We start from the raw sequence: 21,937 nt of genomic DNA, 5'->3' as shown, positions 1-21,937 counted from the left end.
GTTAGGAGGCCTCAGAGCGCCAGAGAGGCGGCCAGGCTCCCCCCGCCACAGACAAAGAGGTTCTGCCCCGTGATCCAGCCGTTTGCGGGATCGGCAAAGAAGAGCACCGCGCGTGCTACGTCGTCGGGGCGGCCGAGGCGCTGGAGCGGCAGTGAAGCGGCCAGGGCCCGCGCGCGTTCGCCGTGCTCCGGGATGTCGCGAGTCAGCATGCCGGTGACGATGGGCCCCGGCGACACGGTGTTGACCGTGATGCCGGACGGGCCGGATTCCAGCGCCCACGTGCGGGTCATCGCGGCCAGCGCGGCCTTGCTCGCGCCATAGGCGGTGCGTCCGGCCAGGCCCACGATCGCGCGCGACGCCACATTGACGATGCGGCCGAAGCGCTGTGCCTTCATGTGCGGCAGGCAGGCCTGCGCCAGCTTCATGGCGCAGCGCACGTGGAGCGTCATCATCAGGTCGAACTCGGCATCGTCCACGTCTTCCAGCAGGGTGTTGCGCACCACGCCGGCGTTGTTGACGAGGATGTCGGCCTGCTCTGCCTGAGCGAGCCTCGCCAGCGTGCGGACGCCATCGGGCGTCGACAGGTCCACGACGCAGGAGATGAGGCGCGGATGCGCACTGGCGGACGGCTCCAGCCCCGCGGCAATCACGCGCGCGCCTTGCGCGAGCAGCGCCTCGCTGACGGCCAGTCCGATGCCCGCGCTACCTCCGGTCACGACGGCCGTACGTCCCGCGAAACGCTGGGTTTCATGATGGAGATGGCTCATACCGGACCTCCGTGTTCCGGCGATGCCAGGCAGCGGGCGCGCAGCACACCGGCGGGCGCCCATGCTTCACGGCTCAGGCTGACCCTCACGCGGGTGCCCGGGGCCAGCATGTCGTCGGCCAGCGCGAAGAGCGTGACATCGGAATCCGTGCGAACGGCCGCCACATGTAAAGGCAGCAAACTGACGAAGGCTGGCTCCAGCGTGTGGTGCAGCCGCGTCACCGACAGCACCACGGCCGCGCCGCTGTCCGCCACGAAGTCGATGTGCCCATGCAGGCAACGCGGGCAAAAGCGTTGCGGCGGATAGAACTGGTGGCCGCACTGCGCGCAGCACGGCAGCGCGAGGCCGCCCGACGGTGTGGATGCCGCCATGCTTTGCCAGGCAAGCGAGCCGCATTGCGCAAAGGAAGCATCGTGGCTCAAGTGGCTCATGGCGTGACCCCTTCGATGATCGCCGCCCCAGTCGCGAGGCAGCGGTCGTACACGGCCATGCCGTAGCCGCTGGCGAGCCCGATGCGGGCAGCGCGCACCTGATTGGCGCCGGCCTGCGCAGTGACCTGTCGCAGGACTTCCACCAGCCCGAGATAGCCGCCGGCCGCACCGGCCTGTCCGCAGCCGAGCTGGCCGCCGCTTGTGTTGTGCGGAAAGTCGCCCCGGAAACTCAGATCGTGTGACTGAATAAAAGCCGCAGCGGCGCCGGGCGGGCAAAAGCCGAGCCCTTCCAGTTGCAGGAACACCACCGCGGGGTAGTCGTCGTAGGTGGCCAGCACATCGATGTCCCTGCAGCCGACGCCGGCCTCGCGGTATAAACGGCTGCACTCCTGGGCCCAGCCGCCTCGCAAGATGGCTTCATCGTCGGCGTAGGCGTTGTGGCGCTCGACCACCGACCGGATGCGGGCGTGCGGCAGGCCGAGACGGAGGGCCCGCCGCCGCGGCATCACCAGAAAGCCCTCCGCACCCGCGCACGGCATCACGACGTCCAGCTTGTGCAGAGGCTCGGCGATTGGCCGGGCGTCGAGGTATTCCTCGAGCGAGATAGGATCGCGCAAGAGCGCATGCGCGACCGCACTGGCATTGGCGCGTTGCGAGACGCAAAGGCGGCCGAAGTCGGCTCGCGTCGCGCCGGTGGCGTCCATGTAGCGTCGGGTCAGGTGCGCGAACGGCATGTTCGGACCCGCCGCTCCGTAGGGATAAACGGCGTCCATGGCCGCCCACGAGAAGCGGCTGGCCAGCCCGGCAAAACCACCGCGCGGGTTGGCGTCGGCGCCGATGCAGGCCACGACCTCCGCATCGCCAGCCTCCACCGCCCGCGCCGCGCGGCGCAGCGCGATCACGCCGCTGGCGCCGCCGAAAGGCACGGATTCCAGCCAACGCAACGACAGCCCCAACGAGCGCGACAGGCTGGCCACCGGGTCGGGTGTCAACGTGAAGCTGGAAACGGCCAGGCCGTCGAGACTGTCTTTCGACAAGCCAGCGCCTGCCAGCAGCTCACGCAGGCATTGCGCGACATACCAGTCCGCTGGCTCGGTGCTGTAGCGCGCGTAGCCGGTCGTGACTGGCACTGCCAGCACGGCATCAGCGTCTTCGGGTTGGATTGCCATGGGAGTCTCCGGCGGCCGCTCAGGCGTTGTCCGCCGGTTGCGCGGCGGGGCGTTTCTTCAGGGCGCGCAGATCGAATGCGGCGCCCTCGCCGGCCAGGCGGCCCATGATTTCGCGCAGCACCCCGCGCTGCAGCTTCTGGGAAGCCGTCAGCGGAAGCGCGGACACGAAAGCGATGTAGCCCGGAAGCTTGTAGTAAGTGAGCCGCTGCGCCGCGGCCTCGAATATTTGCAGCGCCACTTCGTGCGAGGGTGCGTGGCCAGCGGCAAGCTCGACGCACGCCATGACCTCCTCGCCCCGGGTCTCGTCGTCGACGGGTCCCACGCCGACGTTACGCACAATGGGCAACTGGTTGAGCACGGCCTCGACTTCGAGCGAGGCGATGTTCTCGCCGCTGCGCCGGATGATGCTCTTCTTGCGATCGACGAAATGCAGGGCGCCGTCGCTACCCGCGCGCACGATGTCTCCGGTGTGGAAGTAGCCGCCGGCCCATGCGGCTTCGGTCAACGCTGGCTGGTTCGCGTAACCCGAGAAGAAGCCCGCCCGCGGGTCCGGACCGGCAGCGCGCACCCACAGTTCGCCGGCGGTGCCGGGCGGCAGATCATTGCCCGCGTCGTCGACGATCCGGTATTCCATGTGGCCCGCCGGTCGGCCGAAGCAACGGCTGCCGGCCTGGCGCGGCTCGACATTGGCCGCCACCGCCGCTCCCGCGCCGACTTCGGTCATCGACCAGGATTCCACCAGCGGAAAGCCAAAGCGCGCCTCGAACGCCGCCTGGTGTTTGGGATGCACGCCGGCGCCAAAGCCGAACTTCACGGCGTGCGCACGCTCGCCGGGATGGGGCGGGAATTGCAGCAGGATGGCCGGCATCACGCCCAGGTAATGCACGATGGTGGCGCCGCTCTCAGCGACGGTCTGCGCCCAGGTGCCCGGGTGGAAACGGTCCAGCTGAACGATGCAACCGCCGCTCAGGATCATGGCCATCGACGAGCAGGCCAGCGCGTTCATATGCACCAGCGGCAACGGGGTGATCAGGCGTTCGGCGCCGGGCTCGATGGCGCACAGGCCGCCGAGCGCCAGGTACCACCGGCCGAACGCCAGCATGTAGGCATTCGACAGCATGCAGCCCTTCGGCAAACCCGTGCTGCCCGAGGTATAGACCAGCGCGCACTCGTCCTCGCCGGCTGAGAGCGTGCCGCGCGGCGCCGGCGCCTGGGGCATGCCGCCGTCAAGGCACCAAACCGGCGGCAGCGCCATATCAGTGCCGGTCCGTGCGAGGTTCAGTGCGGGCTCCAGCGCCGCCTTCCGTCCGTCCAGCGTGATCACCATCACGGCCGCGCTGTCGCGCAGCACGTGCGCAATCTCCGCAGCGCTGTGCTCTGCGTTGAGCGGCACGATCGACACGCCGATACCGTTGAGCGCCAGCCAGCACAGGAAGAACTCGGCGCGGTTGTCGAGCATCAAGGCGACGCGATGGCCGCGCGTCATGCCGGCCTCGCGGAGAACGGCTTCCAGCACCTTCACGCGAACGGCGGCCTCGCCGTATTGCCAGTCCACCGGCTGGCCCCCATACCCCGCCGTTGCCTGCGCGGGAATATGGAGAAAAGGACGCTCCGGATAGCGATCCGACGTTGCGTCGAAGGCCGCCCGAACCGAGCCGCCAGCGATTGCGGCGCTATCGCCCCGTTGTGTCGGAAACCCGCATGAGGAATCAAAAGCCATGTTGTCTCGCCCATTTCGTTGTCTTTCTGATGCCGGCCGGTTCATCTCCCCGCCCAGACCATGAGCGAATGCTAGTCATCGAGTATCTTGATGTCAAGCAATCAATTGCGAAGTTATTTGGAGCCAAGTAAAATTGGCGCATGACTACCCTTGACTATGTGGACCAATTTCTCGCCGAATGGCGAACGGCTCGCCCGGACCTCGACCTGCAACACGCCGACATGCTGATCCGGGTAATCCGTCTGGGCGGCGTGCTGGAGCGCGAGCTGAGCAAGCTTTCCCAGGCGCACGGCATCACTTCGGGCCAGTTCCAGGTGCTGGCAGCGCTGCGTCGGCGCTACCCCAGGACGGCATCCCCGTCGGATCTGAGCCGCATCGCCATCCTCACCACGGGCACGATGACCGTGCTGCTGGACCGGCTGGAAGACAAGGGGCTGGTGCGCCGTCTGCCCGATCCGAATGACCGCCGGCGGCTCGAGGTGGAACTGACGGAAGAAGGCCTGGCGTGCATCGATCGTGCACTGGACGAACGGGTCGCCCGGCTGAATGCGCTGACGGCGATGATGAATCCGGATGAGTGTGTCGCTGCAGGCCACGCACTGCGTCATTTGTTGAACGCGATCGACGCTTCAACGGACAGCGGCAACTGACTGGCGAAGGGGATGCCCGTTCAGGCTCCGCGCGGGAAATTTCAGCGCGAATCGATCCGGTAGATGCGGATCGCGTTGTCATGCCAGACAGCGCGCCGCGCGGCCGCACTCCACCCGCGGGTTCCGAGAGCCCGAGCGAACGTGTGCACGAGCGCCGGATAGCTGACGCGCAGCCCGGCGTTGACGAAGCGCCACGAACCCAGATCGAGTTCGCGCACGTGGTCATCCTGGAACGACACGTACGCAGCGGAACGCGACGGATGGAACGACAGCGCCGTGGGATTCGCCGGCAGCGCGATGCGCTCGATTTCCTCGAGCTGCCGTCGAACACCGAGATCGACTGCTCGCCGGCGTTCGTCAGCAACAGCAGATCGCGACCGTTCGGGGCGCTCGTGCGGTAGATCCGGTTCGGGTCACTGCGCGTCTTCACGCGGCGGCCGCACGTCATCGTTTCTGTGTCGATTGCAACAAGCGTGTCGTCGCCGCGGTTCGCGACATACAGGATCTTTTCGTCGCTCGACAGCGCATTGCCCTCCGGGCGCGGCTGGTGGACACGACCGGCAGCTGGACCCTGCCGTTCGCGGGTTCAATCGTCATGCTGCTTGTTGGCATCGGCGCTGCGCTGCGCATGCGCCCGGGCGTGACACTGGCAACGATCACGGCGACGACGCAGGGGCCGCTACCTGCGTCGTCTGGCCATTGAAGTGGCCTTCGCATCAAGGCATCAGAACATCTGCCGGATACCGGCCATCACACCAAGCTGCGACATGCCCGCCCCCGGTGACGCGCCCGCGCCGCCCTGGCTTATCGTGTAGGCCGCATGTGCGCTATTGGCGAGGTAGCCGCCCTGCAAATAGACCGCCGAGCGCTTTGAGAGCAGGTAGGTGCTGCGCAGCGTCACGAGCGTGCCACGCGCGTTCTGGTCGCTGTTGATCATGCGATAGACGCCGCCGTCGATCAGCCATGCCGGCGTTGCGTACCACGATGCCGTCATGTAGTAGAGGTTCGATTGCACGTTTGGCAGCGCGCTCGAGACCGTATCGACCCGACGCCCAAGCCAGCCGCCGCCCACCTTCACAGGCCCGAGCTGGGCATATCCGTTCAGCTGGATGCGCGAGTCGGTATCGCCCGAGTCCGTAAGCGGTAGTGGTGTCACGCCGTCGAAGAAGTTCGCAGCTGCGCCGGGGCCGCCGCGTTGCTGGTCGTACGCAGCCGCGACGCCGAAGCCCGTGGGTGCGTCGTAGCGCAGCATTGCCGACCATTGACGGCATGCCCGCGAGTCGCCCGGGATTTGCCCTGCGCAGGTGCCCTGTCCGGGCGAGTTGCCGGTGCCGGCGGCGTCGCGTCCAAACGACCAGGTCGCACCCGCCGTTACGCCGTGCCATTTGCCCTTCCAGGCGACGGTGTTGTCGCTGCGAGCGTTGGGCACGTAGTTGTCGAATGTACCGGTGCCGCCGTAGATGTCTGGCCCGAGCAGATCCGAATCCTGCAGCGCCCAGAACGTCATCGTGTACTGACGGCCGAAGCTCAGCACGCCGAATGGCCCGTCCAGGCCGACCCACGCCTGGCGCCCGAAAAGGCGTCCGCCCTGCCCGCTGTCGCCGCCGCGCACGTTAAAGCCGCTTTCGAGCACGAATACAGTGGACAAGCCGCCGCCAAGCGGTTCGGTGCCGCGCAGGCCCCAGCGCGATGGCATCTCGCCCGTGATGCCGGGCATGCGCACAAGGCTGTCGCCCTCGCGATTTGCATGCGTCACATATTCGATGCCGGTATCGAGGATGCCGTAAAGCGTCACACTGCCCCGGGCATGGGCCACACTGCTCACGGCCATGCCGAATGACGCCGCGCAGGTCACGGCGATGATCTTTTTCATGAAACGATCTCCAGTCGTATCGACGTCGCTCGGGCGTTCGTCGTTTTATTTATGTCACTTCATGCGGCGCGTGCGCCGCGTTCATTCCCCGCTCAGCAGCAATTCGTCTTGCGGCGCCAGGGTCGCATGCGTCCGCCAGCGTCCTAGTGCCGCCATCGCGATGCCCGCCACGACCGCGGGCACGCCGACGATCGTGAAGACCGATGGCAACGTCAGCCCCATCGAGAGCATCGCGCCGCCCGCGACCGAGCCGACCACCGAGCCAAGCCGGCCAATGCCGTTGGCCCAGCTCACGCCGGTTGCGCGGCAATCGGTCGGATAGAACGCCGCTGAGAACGCATTGGCGCCGACCTGCGAGCCTGATACGCAAAAACCGGCGAGGAAGACAGCAATCGCCGCGAGCCAGGGCGTCGCCGTGAGCGAGCCGATGGCAGCCGTGAACACGCCGGCCGCCGCGTAGCTCGCACCGAGCACATAGCAGGGGTTGAGCCGGTCCATGAGCCAGCCGAGCACGATCGCGCCGAGCGTGCCGCCAACCTGGAACATCGCCGTGACGAGCGCCGCCGTGCGCAGCGAGGCGCCGGTCGTGCGCAGCAGCGTTGGCAGCCAGCTCGACAGCAGGTAGATCACGAGCAGGCTCATGAAGAAGGCCAGCCACATGAGCAGCGTGCCGCGCAGCAGTTCGGGACGGAACAGGTGACCCACCGGCGACCCGCCCGCTTTCGCGCCAGACGTCGTGAACGTCGCGCCTGCGAGGTCGGCATCGGGGGCGATGCGCGCGAGCGTGCGTGCGATGCGCTCGCGATGTTCGCCGCGGCTTGCGAGATAGCGCACCGATTCCGGCAGCCGCCACGTGAGCAGCGGCACGAGTGCGATCGGCACGATGCCGCCCACGAACAGCACCGAACGCCAGCCGTAATGCTCGATGAGCGCGGCGGCTGCGAATCCGCCGAGCGCGGATCCGATCGTAAAGCCGCAGAACATCGTCGTGACGAGAAACGAGCGGCGTGGCGACGGGCAGAATTCCGAAGTGAGCGTGATCGCGTTCGGCATGGCGCCGCCAAGGCCGAGGCCGGTCAGAAAGCGCAGCGCGATCAGCACGCCGATCGACGGCGCGAACGCCGAAAGCAGACTCGCCAGCCCGAATGCGCATACGCAAACGAGCAATAACCGCTTGCGCCCCACCCTGTCGCCAAACGGACCGAACGCGAGCGCACCGACCATCAGCCCCGCCAGCCCCGCGCCAAACAATGGCGCGAGCTGCGCGGGCTGCAGTTGCCACTGCACGTGCAGCACGGGAGCGATGAAGCCGATCGCGGCGGTATCGAAGCCATCAATGGCAACGATCAGGAAGCATAGCGTGACGATCAGCGTCTGAAACCGCGAGACGCGATGCCGGTCGATGAAGGCCGTCACGTCGACGGTGCGTGAGATTGCCATGGTTGTCTCCTCAGATTGCGGTTGCGCGTCATGCGTACCGCTTCAGGCACTACGTTGCGAGCTGGCTGGGGTGGTACGTCGAGGCCAGGCGGCGCCTGTTGGCGCGCATGCCCATCCCGCGCGATGCGCGCTGCAGGCGCGCCGCGTCGGGGTTTCTCGGGAATTGGGGGCCTTGCCAGGCTGCGCGCTACGCGCAGCGCTGAAAGGTCTCGGGACGCGCGCCGGTTTATCGCGCTGGGCAGTGTGCGGCGTGGCTAACGCGCGCCGCAACGTGCCGACGGTCCGGGCGATGATTCGGGGACGGCGCCGGTCTGGCCGGACGGCCGGCGCGCGGTGTGTCCGCAAGCGCCAGTTGCCGCTTGCGCAGCGTTGTTGCTGACATCGTTGTCTCCTGTCTTTTTCAGCCTTTGGCGTAGCGCCCTGGCTCTATGGGTCGATGTGACGGAGCCAATTAAACGCCATGGAGGTATGTCAAGTAAAATGACGAATTCATATCTTCCATATGTTTTTTTATATATCTGAATCTGGAAGACGTTGCGCGGACGCATCGGCTGTTCGCGTGGCCGTTCTTGTCTTATGGTTGAACCGAATATTAGTCTGCACTACGACATATATCTTTGATCTGCGATTACCCACCACTAGACAGGAAAGGTACGCCGGCAAGCCTGCCAATCGAACGATGCGTCCTCGATGCGACGGTGGATTCCCTCGCCGTGGCATACTCACTACGAGCGGCGACGGCAGTCTGGTCAGCATAACGATCACAACGGATCACAATGCACCGCGACCCTTGCTGCGGTAAATCCTGGAGACGTGGATAACGATGCCCCGACACAATCCGGCACTGCATCGCAGCCAGAAAACACCCATGACCAGGGGGAGGCAGCGCTTCCTGATCGTCGGCGTAATCATTCTGTTGGCTGCGTTTGGCTGGGTGGTGGCGATCGTGGTCGCACCCGCGTTCCAGCGCACCATCGTCATGACCAGCGGCGCGGACAACGGCATCTATCGCGGCTTTGCGGATCGCTATGCGCCCATCCTGAAGCGTGCGGGCATCAAGCTCGATATCCGCAGTTCTTCCGGCGCGGTGGAGAATTATGAGCGGTTGAGAGACCCGAACAGCGCCTACGAAGTCGGTTTCATCCAGTCGGGTACCACCAGCCCGAAGGAAACCGACGGCCTGCAGACGATCGCTGCCGTGTCGTACGAACCGATCTGGGTGTTCTATCGCGGCGACGCGACCGTCGACCGGCTGTCACAACTTCGTGGCAAGAGAATTTCGACGGGCGTGCCCGGCAGCGGCCTGCTCAACGTTGCACAGGTATTGCTCGGCTACAGCGGCATCACGAGCCAGAACTCCACCCTGCTGCAAATGGATGCACCGGCAGCTTATCAAGGGCTCGAAAGCGGCCAGATCGACGCGGCTTTCTTCATCGGCCGGCCCGACGCCGAGATGCAGAAGACCCTGCTGAACAGCAATCTCAAACTGATGAGTTTCGCGCAGGCAGACGCGCTGGTTCAGAAGTTCCCGTCGCTTTCAAAGATCGTCTTGCCGCGCGCGTCGACGAGTGTCGCCGACGATCTGCCGCGCACGGACGTCACGCTGCTCGCGGCAACGGCGCTGCTGGTATCGAAAGACACACTGCATCCGGCGCTCGTCTATCTGCTGCTCGACGCGGCTCACGCTGTTCACGGTGGCGAAGATTACTTCACGCCGCTCGGCACGTTCCCTAACCTGAAGACGGAAGAATTCCCGATCTCCGACGAAAGCGTCCGCTATTTCAAGTCCGGCCAGCCGTTCCTGTACCGCTATCTGCCGTTCTGGCTCGCGAGCGTGATCGAACGACGGCTGTTGATCCTCGTGCCGTTTGCGGCGCTCCTGATTGGCTTGCTTCAGGCATTGCCGCGCCTGCTCGAAGCGCGGATGAAAAAGCGCCTCGTGGTTTGGTACCGCGAAATCAAGGCACTCGAAGACGAAGTGTGGAGCAACAGCGAGCCGACCCGCACGCAGATCGCGCAATGGAGCGAAGAAATCGAAAACATCGACGCGAACGCGAGCCGGATACGCATTCCGTACCGCTATTTTCAGGATGTCTACGCGCTCAAGCAGGCGATCGGTATCGTGCGGGAACGGATCGCCCACGTTGCACAGCGAACGACGGAATAGCGGCGCGGCAGCGTCGGCTTCGGAGCCGACACCCCACTATCGCGCGACTGCAGAAGATGAATAGATCGCCGGCGCGGCGGGACCCTCGACCTTGAGCATGCCCAGCGCACCTTTATTGAAGGTGCGGAAAATCGAATGGTCGACGAGCAGGAACGTGCCGGGCACCTCCGTGCGGAACTGGACGACCTTCGCGCCGCCAGCCGGAATCAGCGTTGTCTGGACGCTTTCTTCGTAGTGTTTATCCGAGCCGTCCCAAACCCGATCGAAAATCTCGCCGATTACGTGAAAACTCGATACCAGATTCGGACCGCCATTACCCACGAACAGCCGGACCGTTTCTCCCACTTTCGCTTTTAGCGCGTTATCACCAGTGAGTGCGCCTTCCCTTCCGTTGAACAATACGTAAGTCGGCTGTTCGTCGATCGCCTTCTCCATATCGAAGGTCTGCATGCCTTGATCGTGATATTTGCCATTCGTGTAGAAGTCACCCTGCATCACGTAGTATTCGCGATCGACTTTCGGCAAGCCTTCGGGTGGATCGACCTGAATCAAGCCATACATCCCATTGGCGATGTGCATGCCTACCGGGGCCGCCGCGCAGTGATAAACAAAGAGACCCGCATTCAGCGCCTTGAACGTGAAGGTGGCGTCGTGGCCCGGCGACGCCAGCGTCACCGCGGCGCCCCCACCCGGCCCGGTCACCGCGTGCAGGTCGATGTTGTGCGGCATGTGCGAATCCGAGGGATTCTTCAAACGGAGTTGCACCGTGTCGCCCTGACGCACGCGGATGAAACTGCCCGGTACCGTGCCGCCAAAGGTCCAGAATTCATAGCTGACGCCGTCCGCGATCTCCCGCTTCACTTCCTTGACTTCGAGATCGACGATGACCAGCGCGGGGTAGTTTCGCTCGATCGGCGGCGGCACGTTCGGTGGACTGGTCAGCACAGCGTGAATCGGCTGCCCTTGCGGCGGCCCAAAATCACCCGGCGTGTCGCCGGGCTGGACGGTCGCGGACAGCGCCGCGACCGGATAAGCAAGACTCGCCAGTAGGCCGATAGCGGCAAGTGCAGTACATAACCTTCCTGTCATGATTGTTCTCCTTACAGGTTCCCGCCGCCCGGCTACCGAGGGCCATGCGCAATGCGCCGGGCGGATAAAACTTAATATTCGCCAATTAAAAAGCATCACCTCCCATTCCAGTTTTCGCTCTCTCATTTGCGATGCATCAGTTAAAAAATGTTCTGCGCGTCTCATTGACACACTCATAAATTAGAGATAAATTACTTGAAATAATAACGCGTTCTGCACGACCATATATAACGATCATAAACGTGAAACAGGCTAACGCTTAAATCCGCCGCGCCCCTTAACTTGAATTAATTATTCAATTTCTCTTATCGACACAATGTCGCATGCGATTCAAACAATCGCACTACGCGTAATTTCGCGCCGTTGAAGTTCGGAAATTAATGCTCCAGGTTTTGCGTGGGCATGGAGCAAGGAATTAGCCACTACGCGCGCCAGGGGAGCGTGCGCAAATCGTCGTCCGGCCGATGCCTCGATCCGGACGCAAGAATGGATTCGCTTCGTGATGTGCGGCAGGGGGGCGCCGCGACGGCCTCAATCCACGCCGTCTTCGGCGATCCGGATGATGCGCGTGAAGTCGCAGAGCGTCACTCGCTGATTGCTCGTGACGATCCAGCCGGACTTTTCCCAGCGTGTGAGAATGCGGCTCACCGTATATAGCGTCGTCCCCGACATTTCGGCGACGTGCTTGCGGGTCAACGGGAAATCGATCTCCGTTCCCTGCCCCGTGTTCTCGCCCGCCTTCTCGGCAAGCCGCAGCAAGGCATGTGCGATGCGGCGCTCGACGCTTTGGGTGGCGATCTCGCGAAAGCGCTCCTGCACTTCCTGCAAGCGCCTGCCAAGTATGCCGACCAGGTTGACTGCGATGTGCGGGTAACGCGTCATCAGTTCGAACATGTCGGCCTCGCTCCAGCTCAGGGCCACCGACTGGGTGAGCGTGACTGCTTCCGCCGGATAGCGGCGGTCGGTGAACAGCGCAACGGTGCCGAACATTTCACCCGGCGCGACGAAACGGATCACCACCTGCTCGCCGTCGCTTCCCGACTGGGAGATGCGAACGCCCCCTTCGATCAACGCGTAGGCTCTTCCTGCCCCATCGCCCTGATAGAAGATGCGGGCCTCCGCACGCAATTCGTGTGTGCGCGCGCAGATCAGCGTATCCGCCAATGCGACGGGCGAGAGCCCTTGAAAAAGCTCCATGGAAGCGAGCACGTCAGACCTGACCAGCGATTGAGCATTCATTTCGTTTCGTCACCAAAAGCGCGCCGCCCCGTATTCGGCGTCCTTTATCGACACCCCTTAGCCAGGTAGGGCTTTGTGCAAGCGCAAACGTAGTTCTCCTGTGGGCAGCTTAGCCTAGCGACAGGCTACAGAAGCCGGCAAACCCGTGACTAATTGGCACAGCCCTTGAACATGAACCGATTCTGATTTTTAAACCGCTCATGCCGACGAGCGGTGATCGCCGGCATTTTTTCCCGTGCATTACACCTCCGGATAAAAGGAGAGAGGATATGCAGTCAACAAGTCGTCTATGGAAATGGCTCGGGCTGGTGTGCCTGTTGTCATTCGCCGCTCTACTCTACATGGGGCGCGAGATCTATCTCGCGGCGCCCCCTATTCCCGCCGCGGTCGTCACCGAAAGCGGCGCCACGGTATTTACGGGCGACCAGATCAAACGCGGTCAGCAGGTCTGGCTGTCGGCCGGCGGCCAGCAGTTGGGTACGGTCTGGGGCCACGGCAGCTACGTCGCCCCGGACTGGTCAGCCGACTGGCTGCACCGCGAAGCGCTGCAACTGCGCGACATTTGGGCGCAGCGAGATTTCGGCAAGGCCTACAAGGATCTTCCCGTCGAACAGCAAGGCGAGCTCGACGCGCGCCTGAAGCGCGAGATGCGCGCCAACCGTTACGATCCGCAGACGGACCGCGTCACGGTAACGGAGCAGCGCGCCCAGGCGATGCGCGAGGTGGCGACGCACTATGAAGCGCTCTTCGGCGCCGACCCGGCGCTCAACACGCTGCGCGACCAATACGCCATGACGGCGGGGAGCGTTCCCGGCGCGGATGACCGCACGGCGCTGGCTGCGTTCTTCTTCTGGTCGGCGTGGTCGGCCACCACGGACCGCCCCGGTCAGACCGGCATCACGTACACGAACAACTGGCCGCACGAGCCGCTCGTCGACAACACGCCGACGGTCGCCAACGGCATGTGGTCCATCGCCAGCGTGATCCTGCTGCTCGGCGGCATTGCCGCGATGCTCTGGTATCACACCTCGCACAGCGACGAAGACGAGTCGGTGGCTGCACCTGCCGCTGATCCGCTCTTCAACGTCAAGCCCACGCCGTCGATGCGCGCGACCAAAAAGTACTTCTACGTGGTGATCGGCCTGCTGCTGGCACAGGTGGTCATGGGCTCCCTGACCGCGCACTACGCGGTCGAAGGGCACAGCTTCTTTGGCATCCCGATTGCCGAAGTGTTGCCGTGGGTGGTGAGCCGGACGATCCACACCCAGTTCGGTGTCCTGTGGATTGCCACGGCATGGCTCGCGACCGGCCTCTATATCTCGCCGCTGCTTTCCGGGCACGAGCCGCCACTGCAGAAGCTCGGTGTCGATGTGCTGTTCTGGGCGCTGCTCTTCATCGTGGTGGGATCGACCGTGACAGGCTGGCTGGGCTCGCTGAAGCACCTGGGCACCAGCTTCAGCTTCTGGATCGGCAATCAGGGCCTGGCGTACACCAGCATGGGCCGCGTCTGGCAGATCCTGCTTTTTGTCGGCTTGATGATCTGGCTGTTCCTGATGGGGCGCGCCTTGATGCCGGCGCTGAAGAACCGCAAGACCGAAGGCCGCGGGCTGATCGGCATGGTGTTCCTCTCGGCGACCTGCATTGGGCTCTTCTACGCGTCGTCGCTCGCGTGGGGTCAGCACACCCACTACTCGATGATCGAGTACTGGAGATGGTGGCTCGTGCACCTGTGGGTCGAAGGCTTCTTCGAAGTGTTCGCCACCGCCGTGATCGCACTGATCTTCTCGCGCCTCGGGCTGATCCGCATGTCGACGGCCAATCGCGCCATCGTGTTCGAAACGATCGTGTTCATGTTCGGCGGGATTCTCGGCACGCTGCATCACCTGTACTTCACGGGGGCGTCCACTGCCGTCATCGCGGTCGGCGCCGTGTTCTCCGCGTTCGAAGTGGTGCCGCTCGCACTGATCGGGCTGGAAGGCTGGCAAACGTATCGCAGGACGAAGGCCGCACCTTGGGTGCAGACCTACAAGTGGGTCATCCTGTGCTTCGTCGCCGTGGGCGTGTGGAACACCGTCGGCGCGGGCCTGCTGGGCTTTTCGATCAACCCGCCCATCTCGCTCTACTACGTGCAAGGCCTGAACATGACGCCGGCGCACGGTCACGCAGCGCTGTTCGGCGTGTACGGCATGCTCGGGATCGGGCTGATGCTGTTCTGTCTGCGCGGCATGTCGTCGCGCGAGGCCTGGGACGATTCACTGCTCAAGATGGCGTTCTGGATGCTCAACATCGGCCTCTTCATGATGGTGTTCATCTCGATCCTGCCTTCGGGCATCTACCAGGCATGGGCCAGCGTGAGCAAGGGACTCTGGTATGCGCGCTCGCCGGAAGTCATTCATTCGCAGCTGATGCAAACGCTGGTGTGGCTGCGTGTGCCCGGTGACGTGGTGTTCGCGGCAGGCGTGCTGTACCTCTGCTGGTTCGCCGCGCGGCTGCTGTTGCGCCGTCCCGAAGCGGCCGTTCCTGTCGAAGCCAAAACGACACACAAGGCGGCTCAGCGCGTTTGAACGCCGCATTGACAAGCCGGCCACGATCGGTGGCCGGCTTCCTTCAGGACATGCTTTTCACACTTTCAATATTTTCACCAGGAGCCTGATATGGCCGATATTCTCGACAGCCGTACCTATGTATTCGACGCGCGCGGCATTGCCAAACGATTCCGTCATGCGGCGATCTTCGGTGCACTGGAAGCGCTCGACGACGGCGAGACGATGCGCTTCGTGAACGACCACGACCCCATTCCCCTCTTGCAGCAAATCGCGCAGTACTATCCGCGTCCGGTTCGTATCGAATACGTGGCGCGCCAGCCGGAGCAGGTCGTAATCGACTTCGTGCTCGCGAGCCCCGATTCGAGCAGCGCCGCCACTCAGGAGCGGGCTGCGGGCGGCTGCGGCAGTTCTGGCGGCGCCTGCGGGTGCAGCGGCGGCTAACCCGCGCCTCGCACTGTCTGCTTCCGCCAACAACATCCCTCCCTCCTGCAAGGCCCGCACGGGCAAGCCGCATTCGCGCGCTGTGCCGGCCTCTCTCCCTCGAACATCGCCAATCGCCATCGACGCGTGCGTGTAATCGCCGCGTCGTGTCCCACGTGACGCGTCCAATGCGTGACCTCCGCGTCGCACGTCTGCCTGCCATCCAGCACGAACCCGGCGAAATTAGCACGGATCAAGTCCAGCCAAACTCGCCGTCGAGCGTCGTTGACACACACTACATGTAGTTAATAAGATCGCCTCATCAACAATATCTAGTATTCAAAGGAGAGTTCGCCGTGCCTCTTGCGCTTCCCGCCTCGATCGCCGACCACGACCCCGCGCCGCCAGGCGCGCCGGGCAAAACCCAGCAAGACAAGCCGTTGATCGAGGTCCGCTCTTCGATCGACGAGTATCTCGAGCAACAGGACTGGCGCGTCAACGCCAACGCCAATCAGGGCTATTCGCTCGGTGGCCTGATCCTGAACGTCTCGGGCAAGGTCATTGCCAACTACTGGCTCAGTCATGTGTACCCGGCGGCGGTTGGCCAGGCTCACCGCAATGCGGATCTGCATATTCACGACCTGGACATGCTCTCGGGATATTGCGCAGGCTGGTCGCTGCGCACGCTCCTGAACGAAGGCCTGAACGGCGTACCGGGAAAAGTCGAGGCCTCGCCGCCGAAGCACATGTCGAGCGCCATTGGTCAGATCGTCAATTTTCTCGGCACGCTGCAAAACGAATGGGCGGGCGCGCAGGCGTTCAGTTCGTTCGACACGTACATGGCCCCCTTCGTGCGCCACGACAATCTGTCTTATGCGGAGGTTCGCCAATACATTCAGGAATTGATCTACAACCTCAATGTGCCTTCGCGCTGGGGTACGCAAACGCCCTTTACGAATCTCACGTTCGACTGGGTTTGCCCCGAAGATCTACGCGAGCAGGTGCCGCTGATCGGCGGGCGCGAAATGTCCTTCACATACGGCGATCTGCAGGCCGAGATGGACATGATCAATCAGGCGTATATCGAGGTCATGATGGCCGGGGACGCGAAAGGCCGCGCCTTCACCTTTCCGATCCCAACCTACAACATCACGCCCGATTTCGACTGGCACAGCCCGAATGCCGACCGCCTGTTCGAAATGACAGCGCGCTACGGACTGCCCTATTTCCAGAACTTCATTAATTCCGAACTCAAGCCGAACATGATCCGCTCCATGTGCTGCCGGTTGCAGCTGGATCTGCGCGAGCTGCTCAAACGCGGCAACGGCTTGTTCGGTTCCGCCGAACAGACCGGGTCCCTTGGCGTCGTCACCATCAACTGTGCACGACTGGGCCACGTCCATGCCGGCGACGAGACGGGATTGCTCCGGCGCCTCGACGATCTGCTCGAACTCGGCAAGACGAGCCTCGAGATCAAGCGCGAAGTCATCCAGCATCACATGGACAACGGGCTCTTCCCATACACGCGGCGGTACCTCGGCACCCTGCGCAACCACTTCTCCACGCTGGGCGTGAACGGCATCAACGAAATGATCCGCAACTTCACGTCCGACGAGCACGACATCACCAGCGAATGGGGACATGCCATGGCGGTCCGCGTGCTGGACCATGTGCGCGCGCGAATGCTCGAGTATCAGGAGGAAACCGGCCACATGTACAACCTCGAAGCCACGCCGGCCGAAGGAACGACGTACCGCTTCGCCAAGGAAGATCGCAAACGCCTTCCGGGTATTTTGCAGGCCGGCACGCCGGATATGCCTTACTACACGAACTCGTCGCAGTTGCCCGTTGGCTTCACCGACGATCCGTTCGAAGCGCTCGAGCGCCAGGACGATCTACAGCGAAAATACACGGGCGGTACGGTATTGCACCTGTATATGACCGAGCCGCTTTCGTCGGCTAACGCTTGCCGGACACTGGTTCAACGCGCGCTGAATCGATTCTCGCTGCCCTATATCACCGTCACGCCCACGTTCTCGATTTGCCCGAAGCACGGCTACCTGGGAGGCAGCCACAAGTTTTGCCCACGTTGCGACGAAGAAATCCTTCAACGCAAGCTTTCTCAACTCGAACCCGCTGAGGTCTGAACCATGAGCACCGTACTCTCTCAATCCGTGAAGGCTAACCACGCTGGCGTCACGCTGTCCGACGAAGAACGCCAGCCCTGCGAGATCTGGACCCGCGTCATGGGTTATCACCGTCCGGTCTCTTCGTTCAACACCGGCAAGAAGGGCGAATTCCACGAGCGCAAATATTTCAGCGAACGCGAGGCACGGCTTGCCCACTGAGATGAAATCGCGCGGGCCGGACTTCGGCCCGCAAGCGCCCCGCACACTCCGAGTGGGCGGGGTAGTTCCTTTCACCGCAACCGATTATCCAGGCCAGATCGCCGCGGTCGTATTCGTGCAGGGATGCCCGTGGCGTTGCGCGTATTGCCATAATCCGCATTTGCAGCCGCGCACCCGCAATGGTGCGCTCGAGTGGCAAGCCGTTCTGAACCTGCTCGCGCGCCGCGTGGGCTTGCTCGACGCCGTGGTCTTTAGCGGGGGCGAGCCTACCGGCGATCCGGCGCTCGGGCAGGCCATTCGCGATGTGAGAACGCTAGGTTTCAAGGTTGGTTTGCATACTGCCGGCACGCATCCGCGACGTCTCAGGGAAGTCTTGCCGCTGGTAGATTGGGTTGGACTGGACGTCAAGGCGGCGTTTGGCGACTATGCGAGCGTCACCCACGTTCCCTCTAGTGGCAAACATGCACGGGCCAGTCTCGAGGCCGTGCTGGCCAGCGGCGTGCAATACGAATGCCGCACCACTTTGCATCCCGGGCTGCTGCCAGAAGGCGAAGTCCTGAAACTCGCGCAGACACTCGCGGCAATGAACATCACGAACTACGCGCTGCAGGTCTTCCGCACTCAGGGTTGCGACGATGACGGCTTGAATGCCGTATCGATGGCGGGCTATCCCGATCACGAACTCGTCGGCAGGATAGCCGCGCTGTTTCCCGCATTCACGCTGCGACGCGGATAAAAGGTACGTGCGGACGCAACGCGGCCAGGCTCATCGTGCCGTTGCGTGGATCGCACCGAGCGCCACTATGGAATCAAGCACGCGGCTGATGACCTGCTCCGCCTCCTCGCGATCGAAGTCTTCGTGGAAGCGCTTTTTCACACCGCAGTCGGCCAGCTGAACGTGCTGGTCGGGAGCGATGCCGTGGCGCCGCAGGCACTTTTGCGCACACACCAGAGGACACCCATCGATCACGACGATGGGCCGCCCCGAGCCGGCAATCTTCAGCAGCGCAGGAACGTCGCCGCCCACGCCCGCGATGCAGGACATTTCCGCTGCGCCACGCCGATCGAGCTGCAGGGCGACATGATTGGCCATCTGCGCCGCGCTTGAACAACCCGAGCAGGAGTACACGAGCGGCAACGCTTTTCTGTCAACAGTCATCGAAGACCTCGTTCAATACGGGTTCACATCCACGGACCTTTCATTTCGCGGACGCGTCGCAGCCAGCGTTCCGGTGCGAAGCGGCCGAGAGAGAAATACGCCGCCAGATCCGTCGCATCGAGCGTGTTCTTCACCAGCAGGCCCAATTCGGTATCGCCTTCCATCGTCAGGCGGCGGCTGAAGAACAGCGTATCGGGATCTTCCTTGCGTTGCGCGAGCAACATGAAATCGTGCGTGCTCGCACTGATCGTCAATGCCAGTTCACTCTGAGGCCGCACCGCGGAAAAACGGCCCCCACGGCAAACGAAATCGAAACCGATGCCGGCGTCTCTTGCCTCGATGCGCAGCGCGCGGCCGTCGAGCCGATCCAGCGTGTCGGCGGGCAAGTGCCGCGCCAACACCGCATTGAGCGCACCCGCGAACAACACGGAGCCGGGATAAGCCGGCAGCAGGGACAGCGCGTTTTTCAATACCGAGGGCAGTTGATAGGTAGCGAAACTCATTGCGTATTTCTTTTGAGAGCGGAGAACGAATTCAAACGGCGTGCCGTTCCAGCCCAGGCAGGCCGTACCAGTAGCCATCACAGGGCTGTCCGGCCATCAGGGGGAGCATGCTTGCAAGCGCGTCGACTTTATCCAGGCGGCCATCTATCGCGTCACGAAAGAAACCCGCGATTTCGACCATGTGTTGCGACTGGGGGCTCAAACGCAATACATCCACGTGCAGCGCGCGCAACGCCTCCACTTCCTGAATCAGGTTGTATACGAGCGCCGATTGCGTCGATATGCCATTCAGAACCAGGAACGGCTTGCCTTCCTGCGTTTGCATCATCAGGCCATCCGGATGATCCATGCAGACATACTGGCAATTGTCTTTAGGAAAGTTGCGATGCCGAGCCGAAAAGCATCGCGCCGAAAACGCCAGCGGCATGCGGCCATAGGCGAATACCTCCGTTTGCATCGAGGGCGGCCGTTCCGCCTGCATCCGCGCGAGGCCGTCCTTCGACATCTCCAGCGGCATCACCCAGCGCCGCGCCCCCAGACCGGCCAGCAAGTCCAGAGTTGGCGGGTTATACACGTTCAGCCAGGGCCCCGCGACAAACGGCGTATTTTCGACGCAATGCACCGCGCCCATGTCGTTGGCCTCGACGGTGTAGCGGCCATTGTGGGCAATTTCCCGCAGCGTCGTCATGTCTTTGCCCGACTCGAGAAGAATCTGCGTGGACAACACGACCTCCTTGCCGGCGTTGGCCAGCATGTCGGCAATATCGAGCCAGTCGTTGAATCGAAGTTCATGCCGCCGCGAACAGATCACTTCACCCAGGTACACTACGTCGACCGGCGCATCCGTGACCGATTCATAAAATTGCATCATTGCTGTGCGCGACCAGTAGTACTGGACCGGCCCCAAGGCAATCTTCACAGTGCCCACTCCCGAATGCTGAAAAAATGCGTCATTCCCGTCACTTCCACGGGCGGTGATATGCGCCCAGCGTGTGCTGCTGCCCCTCGGCGACCTTGTTGAGCTCCGCCATCCACGTGGGCTTCACGCTATATCGCGGTCCATTGGCCAGGCACTGGTCGATGGCGTCGCGCCATACGCGGGTGACCTGTGCAACATAGGCCGGGCTGCGTTGCCGGCCCTCGATCTTGATCGCGCGCACGCCGATCTGCGCGAGGCGGGGCAAGATCTCGAGCGTATTCAAACTGGTCGGTTCTTCTATCGTGTAGTAACGCTCGCCCGTCACCTCGAAGCGCCCTTTGCACAACGTGGGATAGCCCGCGTTTTCCCCGTCGGCGTAGCGGTCGATCAGAACGCCGTTCAGTCTGGACTCCAGACCGTCTGGTGTTTGCTGCCATCGCACCGCTCTGGCGGGCGAGCACACCCCTTGCGTATTGGGCGATTCGCCGGTGGCATACGAGGAAAGCGCGCAGCGCCCTTCCACCATCACGCACAGGCTGCCAAACCCGAATACCTCGATTTCCACCGGCGTTTTCTCGATGACCTGCTCGACCTGCGTCACGGAGAGAACCCGCGGCAAAACCGCACGCACGACGCCGAAATGCTCGCGATAGAAGTTGATCGCTTCGTAGTTGGTCGCGGACCCCTGCACGGACAGATGCAGACGCAATTGCGGATACCGCTCGGCGGCGTAGCGCGTCAAACCCGCGTCCGCGACGATGATTGCGTCGATCGCGCATCGCGCGGCTTCGTCCACGGCTTCTCGCCACGCTGCCCAGCCGGCTGGCTGCGGATAGGTATTCAGGGCAAGGAAGACTTTTCGCCCCTTTGCGTGCGCGTACGCTATGCCCGTGCGAATCGCGTCCTTGTCGAAGTTCAGGCCGGCGAAATTCCTGGCGTTGGTCGCATCGCGAAAGCCGAGGTAGACGCAATCGGCACCGTTGTCGACAGCGGCCTTGAGCGCCGGCAGACTGCCGGCCGGGCAGACCAGTTCCAGCGGCGGCGACGCATCGTGACTTGTGTTGGCCAGGCTCATGGAAGATAACCGATCGAGGTTGTGAGAAGACGGTGGTCGAGATTCAATCCGCAGAACACCAGCACGAGCAGCACGAGGCCTATCCTCAATGGCACGCGCAATGAAGACTGCATGCAGTCCAGCGCCGTGAGCGTCAGGCAGAGTTGCAGCAGCAGACCGTCGGGCCGAAGCAAGAATGGATACATAAGACGTGCGCTGCGCGGCCAATGAAACCGACGCCTGAATCAGACGAGTGAGCCGATCGCCGGACCGCCCGCGCAGAAAGCGAATTGGCGGAAATCGACAGTCTGGAACCGCGGTGACTTGATCGCCTTAATGTCTATCAAGAATATTGCCCCTATCGCACCCGGAACGTGCACCATCAACGGGGTTATTGCCAGAATGTGCCGGCTTTCAGGTAGTGTTATGTCATGGACGCACCT

19 protein-coding genes and 3 pseudogenes are annotated in these 21,937 nt (G+C 63.0%); 8 read left to right on the top strand and 14 right to left on the bottom strand.

The annotated features are described in order from the left end of the window. Nucleotides 1-11 precede the first annotated feature (11 nt). The 4 genes from A3CW_RS0133725 to A3CW_RS0133710 are packed head-to-tail and all read right to left on the bottom strand — an operon-like array spanning nucleotide 12 to nucleotide 4,087. Nucleotides 12-767: an SDR family NAD(P)-dependent oxidoreductase gene (locus tag A3CW_RS0133725; RefSeq protein WP_051481883.1), complete on the bottom strand. Its 756-nt coding sequence runs from the start codon at nucleotides 765-767 to the stop codon at nucleotides 12-14. Beyond that, a complete protein-coding gene (locus A3CW_RS48395) occupies nucleotides 764-1,198 on the bottom strand; it encodes a Zn-ribbon domain-containing OB-fold protein (RefSeq protein WP_035514737.1) in 435 nt (144 codons plus the stop codon). The genes A3CW_RS0133725 and A3CW_RS48395 overlap by 4 nt, the downstream gene beginning before the upstream one ends. Next, nucleotides 1,195-2,367: a thiolase family protein gene (locus A3CW_RS0133715; protein ID WP_028207494.1), complete on the bottom strand. Its 1,173-nt coding sequence runs from the start codon at nucleotides 2,365-2,367 to the stop codon at nucleotides 1,195-1,197. The genes A3CW_RS48395 and A3CW_RS0133715 overlap by 4 nt, the downstream gene beginning before the upstream one ends. A 19-nt stretch (nucleotides 2,368-2,386) precedes the next feature. Next, nucleotides 2,387-4,087 carry an AMP-binding protein gene (locus A3CW_RS0133710; RefSeq protein WP_081771931.1) on the bottom strand — a complete coding sequence of 567 codons (1,701 nt, stop codon included), beginning with the start codon at nucleotides 4,085-4,087 and terminating at the stop codon, nucleotides 2,387-2,389. Between the two features lie 140 nt (nucleotides 4,088-4,227). Here A3CW_RS0133710 and A3CW_RS0133705 point away from each other — a divergent pair, with 140 nt between their 5' ends. Next, nucleotides 4,228-4,737: a MarR family winged helix-turn-helix transcriptional regulator gene (locus A3CW_RS0133705; protein WP_028207492.1), complete on the top strand. Its 510-nt coding sequence runs from the start codon at nucleotides 4,228-4,230 to the stop codon at nucleotides 4,735-4,737. A 41-nt stretch (nucleotides 4,738-4,778) separates the two neighbouring features. Here the strand turns inward: A3CW_RS0133705 and A3CW_RS51435 are convergent. Next, nucleotides 4,779-5,281, bottom strand: a pseudogene (locus tag A3CW_RS51435) (YncE family protein); the annotation flags it as partial. 3 nt (nucleotides 5,282-5,284) lie between these two features. Between A3CW_RS51435 and A3CW_RS52670 the strand changes: the two are divergent. Continuing rightward, nucleotides 5,285-5,440, top strand: coding sequence for a hypothetical protein (locus A3CW_RS52670; protein ID WP_407669792.1), 156 nt, complete (start codon nucleotides 5,285-5,287; stop codon nucleotides 5,438-5,440). 21 nt (nucleotides 5,441-5,461) lie between these two features. Here A3CW_RS52670 and A3CW_RS0133685 read toward each other — a convergent pair whose 3' ends face one another. Then, nucleotides 5,462-6,610 (bottom strand): porin, encoded by a 1,149-nt coding sequence (locus A3CW_RS0133685; RefSeq protein WP_028207491.1) that lies wholly within the window; start codon nucleotides 6,608-6,610, stop codon nucleotides 5,462-5,464. Nucleotides 6,611-6,691: 81 nt separating this feature from the next. Next, the gene (locus A3CW_RS0133680) at nucleotides 6,692-8,050 is read right to left on the bottom strand and encodes an MFS transporter (protein ID WP_028207490.1); all 1,359 of its coding nucleotides are present in this window, start codon (nucleotides 8,048-8,050) and stop codon (nucleotides 6,692-6,694) included. Nucleotides 8,051-8,918: 868 nt separating this feature from the next. Between A3CW_RS0133680 and A3CW_RS0133675 the strand changes: the two genes are divergently transcribed. Further along, nucleotides 8,919-10,217, top strand: a complete 1,299-nt coding sequence (locus A3CW_RS0133675) for a TAXI family TRAP transporter solute-binding subunit (protein ID WP_028207489.1) — start codon at nucleotides 8,919-8,921, stop codon at nucleotides 10,215-10,217. Nucleotides 10,218-10,274: 57 nt separating this feature from the next. On the opposite strand, the pseudogene nirK reads toward A3CW_RS0133675, so the two are convergent. Together nirK and A3CW_RS0133665 are read right to left on the bottom strand one after the other, a co-directional pair. After that, nucleotides 10,275-11,306 (bottom strand): annotated as a pseudogene (nirK, locus tag A3CW_RS48390) (copper-containing nitrite reductase); the annotation flags it as partial. A 531-nt stretch (nucleotides 11,307-11,837) separates the two neighbouring features. Continuing rightward, on the bottom strand, nucleotides 11,838-12,545 hold the full coding sequence (locus A3CW_RS0133665; protein WP_028207488.1) for a Crp/Fnr family transcriptional regulator: 708 nt from the start codon (nucleotides 12,543-12,545) through the stop codon (nucleotides 11,838-11,840). Nucleotides 12,546-12,814: 269 nt separating this feature from the next. Here A3CW_RS0133665 and A3CW_RS0133660 point away from each other — a divergent pair, with 269 nt between their 5' ends. From A3CW_RS0133660 to A3CW_RS0133640, 5 genes and pseudogenes are all read left to right on the top strand, one after another. Then, the gene (locus A3CW_RS0133660) at nucleotides 12,815-15,109 is read left to right on the top strand and encodes a nitric-oxide reductase large subunit (RefSeq protein ID WP_028207487.1); all 2,295 of its coding nucleotides are present in this window, start codon (nucleotides 12,815-12,817) and stop codon (nucleotides 15,107-15,109) included. A 90-nt stretch (nucleotides 15,110-15,199) separates the two neighbouring features. Then, a pseudogene (locus A3CW_RS0133655) lies at nucleotides 15,200-15,439 on the top strand (DUF2249 domain-containing protein); the annotation flags it as partial. Between the two features lie 452 nt (nucleotides 15,440-15,891). Continuing rightward, nucleotides 15,892-17,658, top strand: a complete 1,767-nt coding sequence (locus A3CW_RS48385) for a ribonucleoside triphosphate reductase (RefSeq protein ID WP_051481892.1) — start codon at nucleotides 15,892-15,894, stop codon at nucleotides 17,656-17,658. Nucleotides 17,659-17,661: 3 nt separating this feature from the next. Beyond that, a complete protein-coding gene (nrdD, locus tag A3CW_RS0133645) occupies nucleotides 17,662-17,859 on the top strand; it encodes an anaerobic ribonucleoside-triphosphate reductase (protein ID WP_028207485.1) in 198 nt (65 codons plus the stop codon). A gap of 1 nt (nucleotide 17,860) precedes the next feature. Beyond that, nucleotides 17,861-18,595, top strand: a complete 735-nt coding sequence (locus tag A3CW_RS0133640) for an anaerobic ribonucleoside-triphosphate reductase activating protein (protein WP_051481882.1) — start codon at nucleotides 17,861-17,863, stop codon at nucleotides 18,593-18,595. Between the two features lie 30 nt (nucleotides 18,596-18,625). On the opposite strand, the gene A3CW_RS48380 is transcribed toward A3CW_RS0133640, so the two are convergent. From A3CW_RS48380 to A3CW_RS0133615, 5 genes are read right to left on the bottom strand one after another with little or no spacing between them, the layout of a single operon-like run. Further along, on the bottom strand, nucleotides 18,626-19,018 hold the full coding sequence (locus A3CW_RS48380) for a putative zinc-binding protein (protein ID WP_035514735.1): 393 nt from the start codon (nucleotides 19,016-19,018) through the stop codon (nucleotides 18,626-18,628). Between the two features lie 23 nt (nucleotides 19,019-19,041). After that, entirely contained in the window at nucleotides 19,042-19,521 is a 480-nt protein-coding gene (gene ubiT, locus A3CW_RS0133630; protein WP_028207483.1) for a ubiquinone anaerobic biosynthesis accessory factor UbiT, read from the bottom strand. Nucleotides 19,522-19,552: 31 nt separating this feature from the next. After that, entirely contained in the window at nucleotides 19,553-20,440 is an 888-nt protein-coding gene (ubiV, locus tag A3CW_RS0133625; protein WP_028207482.1) for a ubiquinone anaerobic biosynthesis protein UbiV, read from the bottom strand. Between the two features lie 40 nt (nucleotides 20,441-20,480). Further along, the gene (ubiU, locus tag A3CW_RS0133620; RefSeq protein WP_035514733.1) at nucleotides 20,481-21,515 is read right to left on the bottom strand and encodes a ubiquinone anaerobic biosynthesis protein UbiU; all 1,035 of its coding nucleotides are present in this window, start codon (nucleotides 21,513-21,515) and stop codon (nucleotides 20,481-20,483) included. After that, complete coding sequence (locus A3CW_RS0133615) at nucleotides 21,512-21,700, bottom strand: hypothetical protein (protein ID WP_028207480.1); 189 nt, start codon at nucleotides 21,698-21,700, stop codon at nucleotides 21,512-21,514. Before A3CW_RS0133615 ends, ubiU begins: the two co-directional genes overlap by 4 nt. Between the last annotated feature and the right edge of the window lie 237 nt (nucleotides 21,701-21,937).

Source organism: Paraburkholderia nodosa DSM 21604 (assembly GCF_000519185.1).
GTDB lineage: Bacteria > Pseudomonadota > Gammaproteobacteria > Burkholderiales > Burkholderiaceae > Paraburkholderia > Paraburkholderia nodosa.
This window is presented reverse-complemented; position numbering and strand designations above follow the sequence as displayed.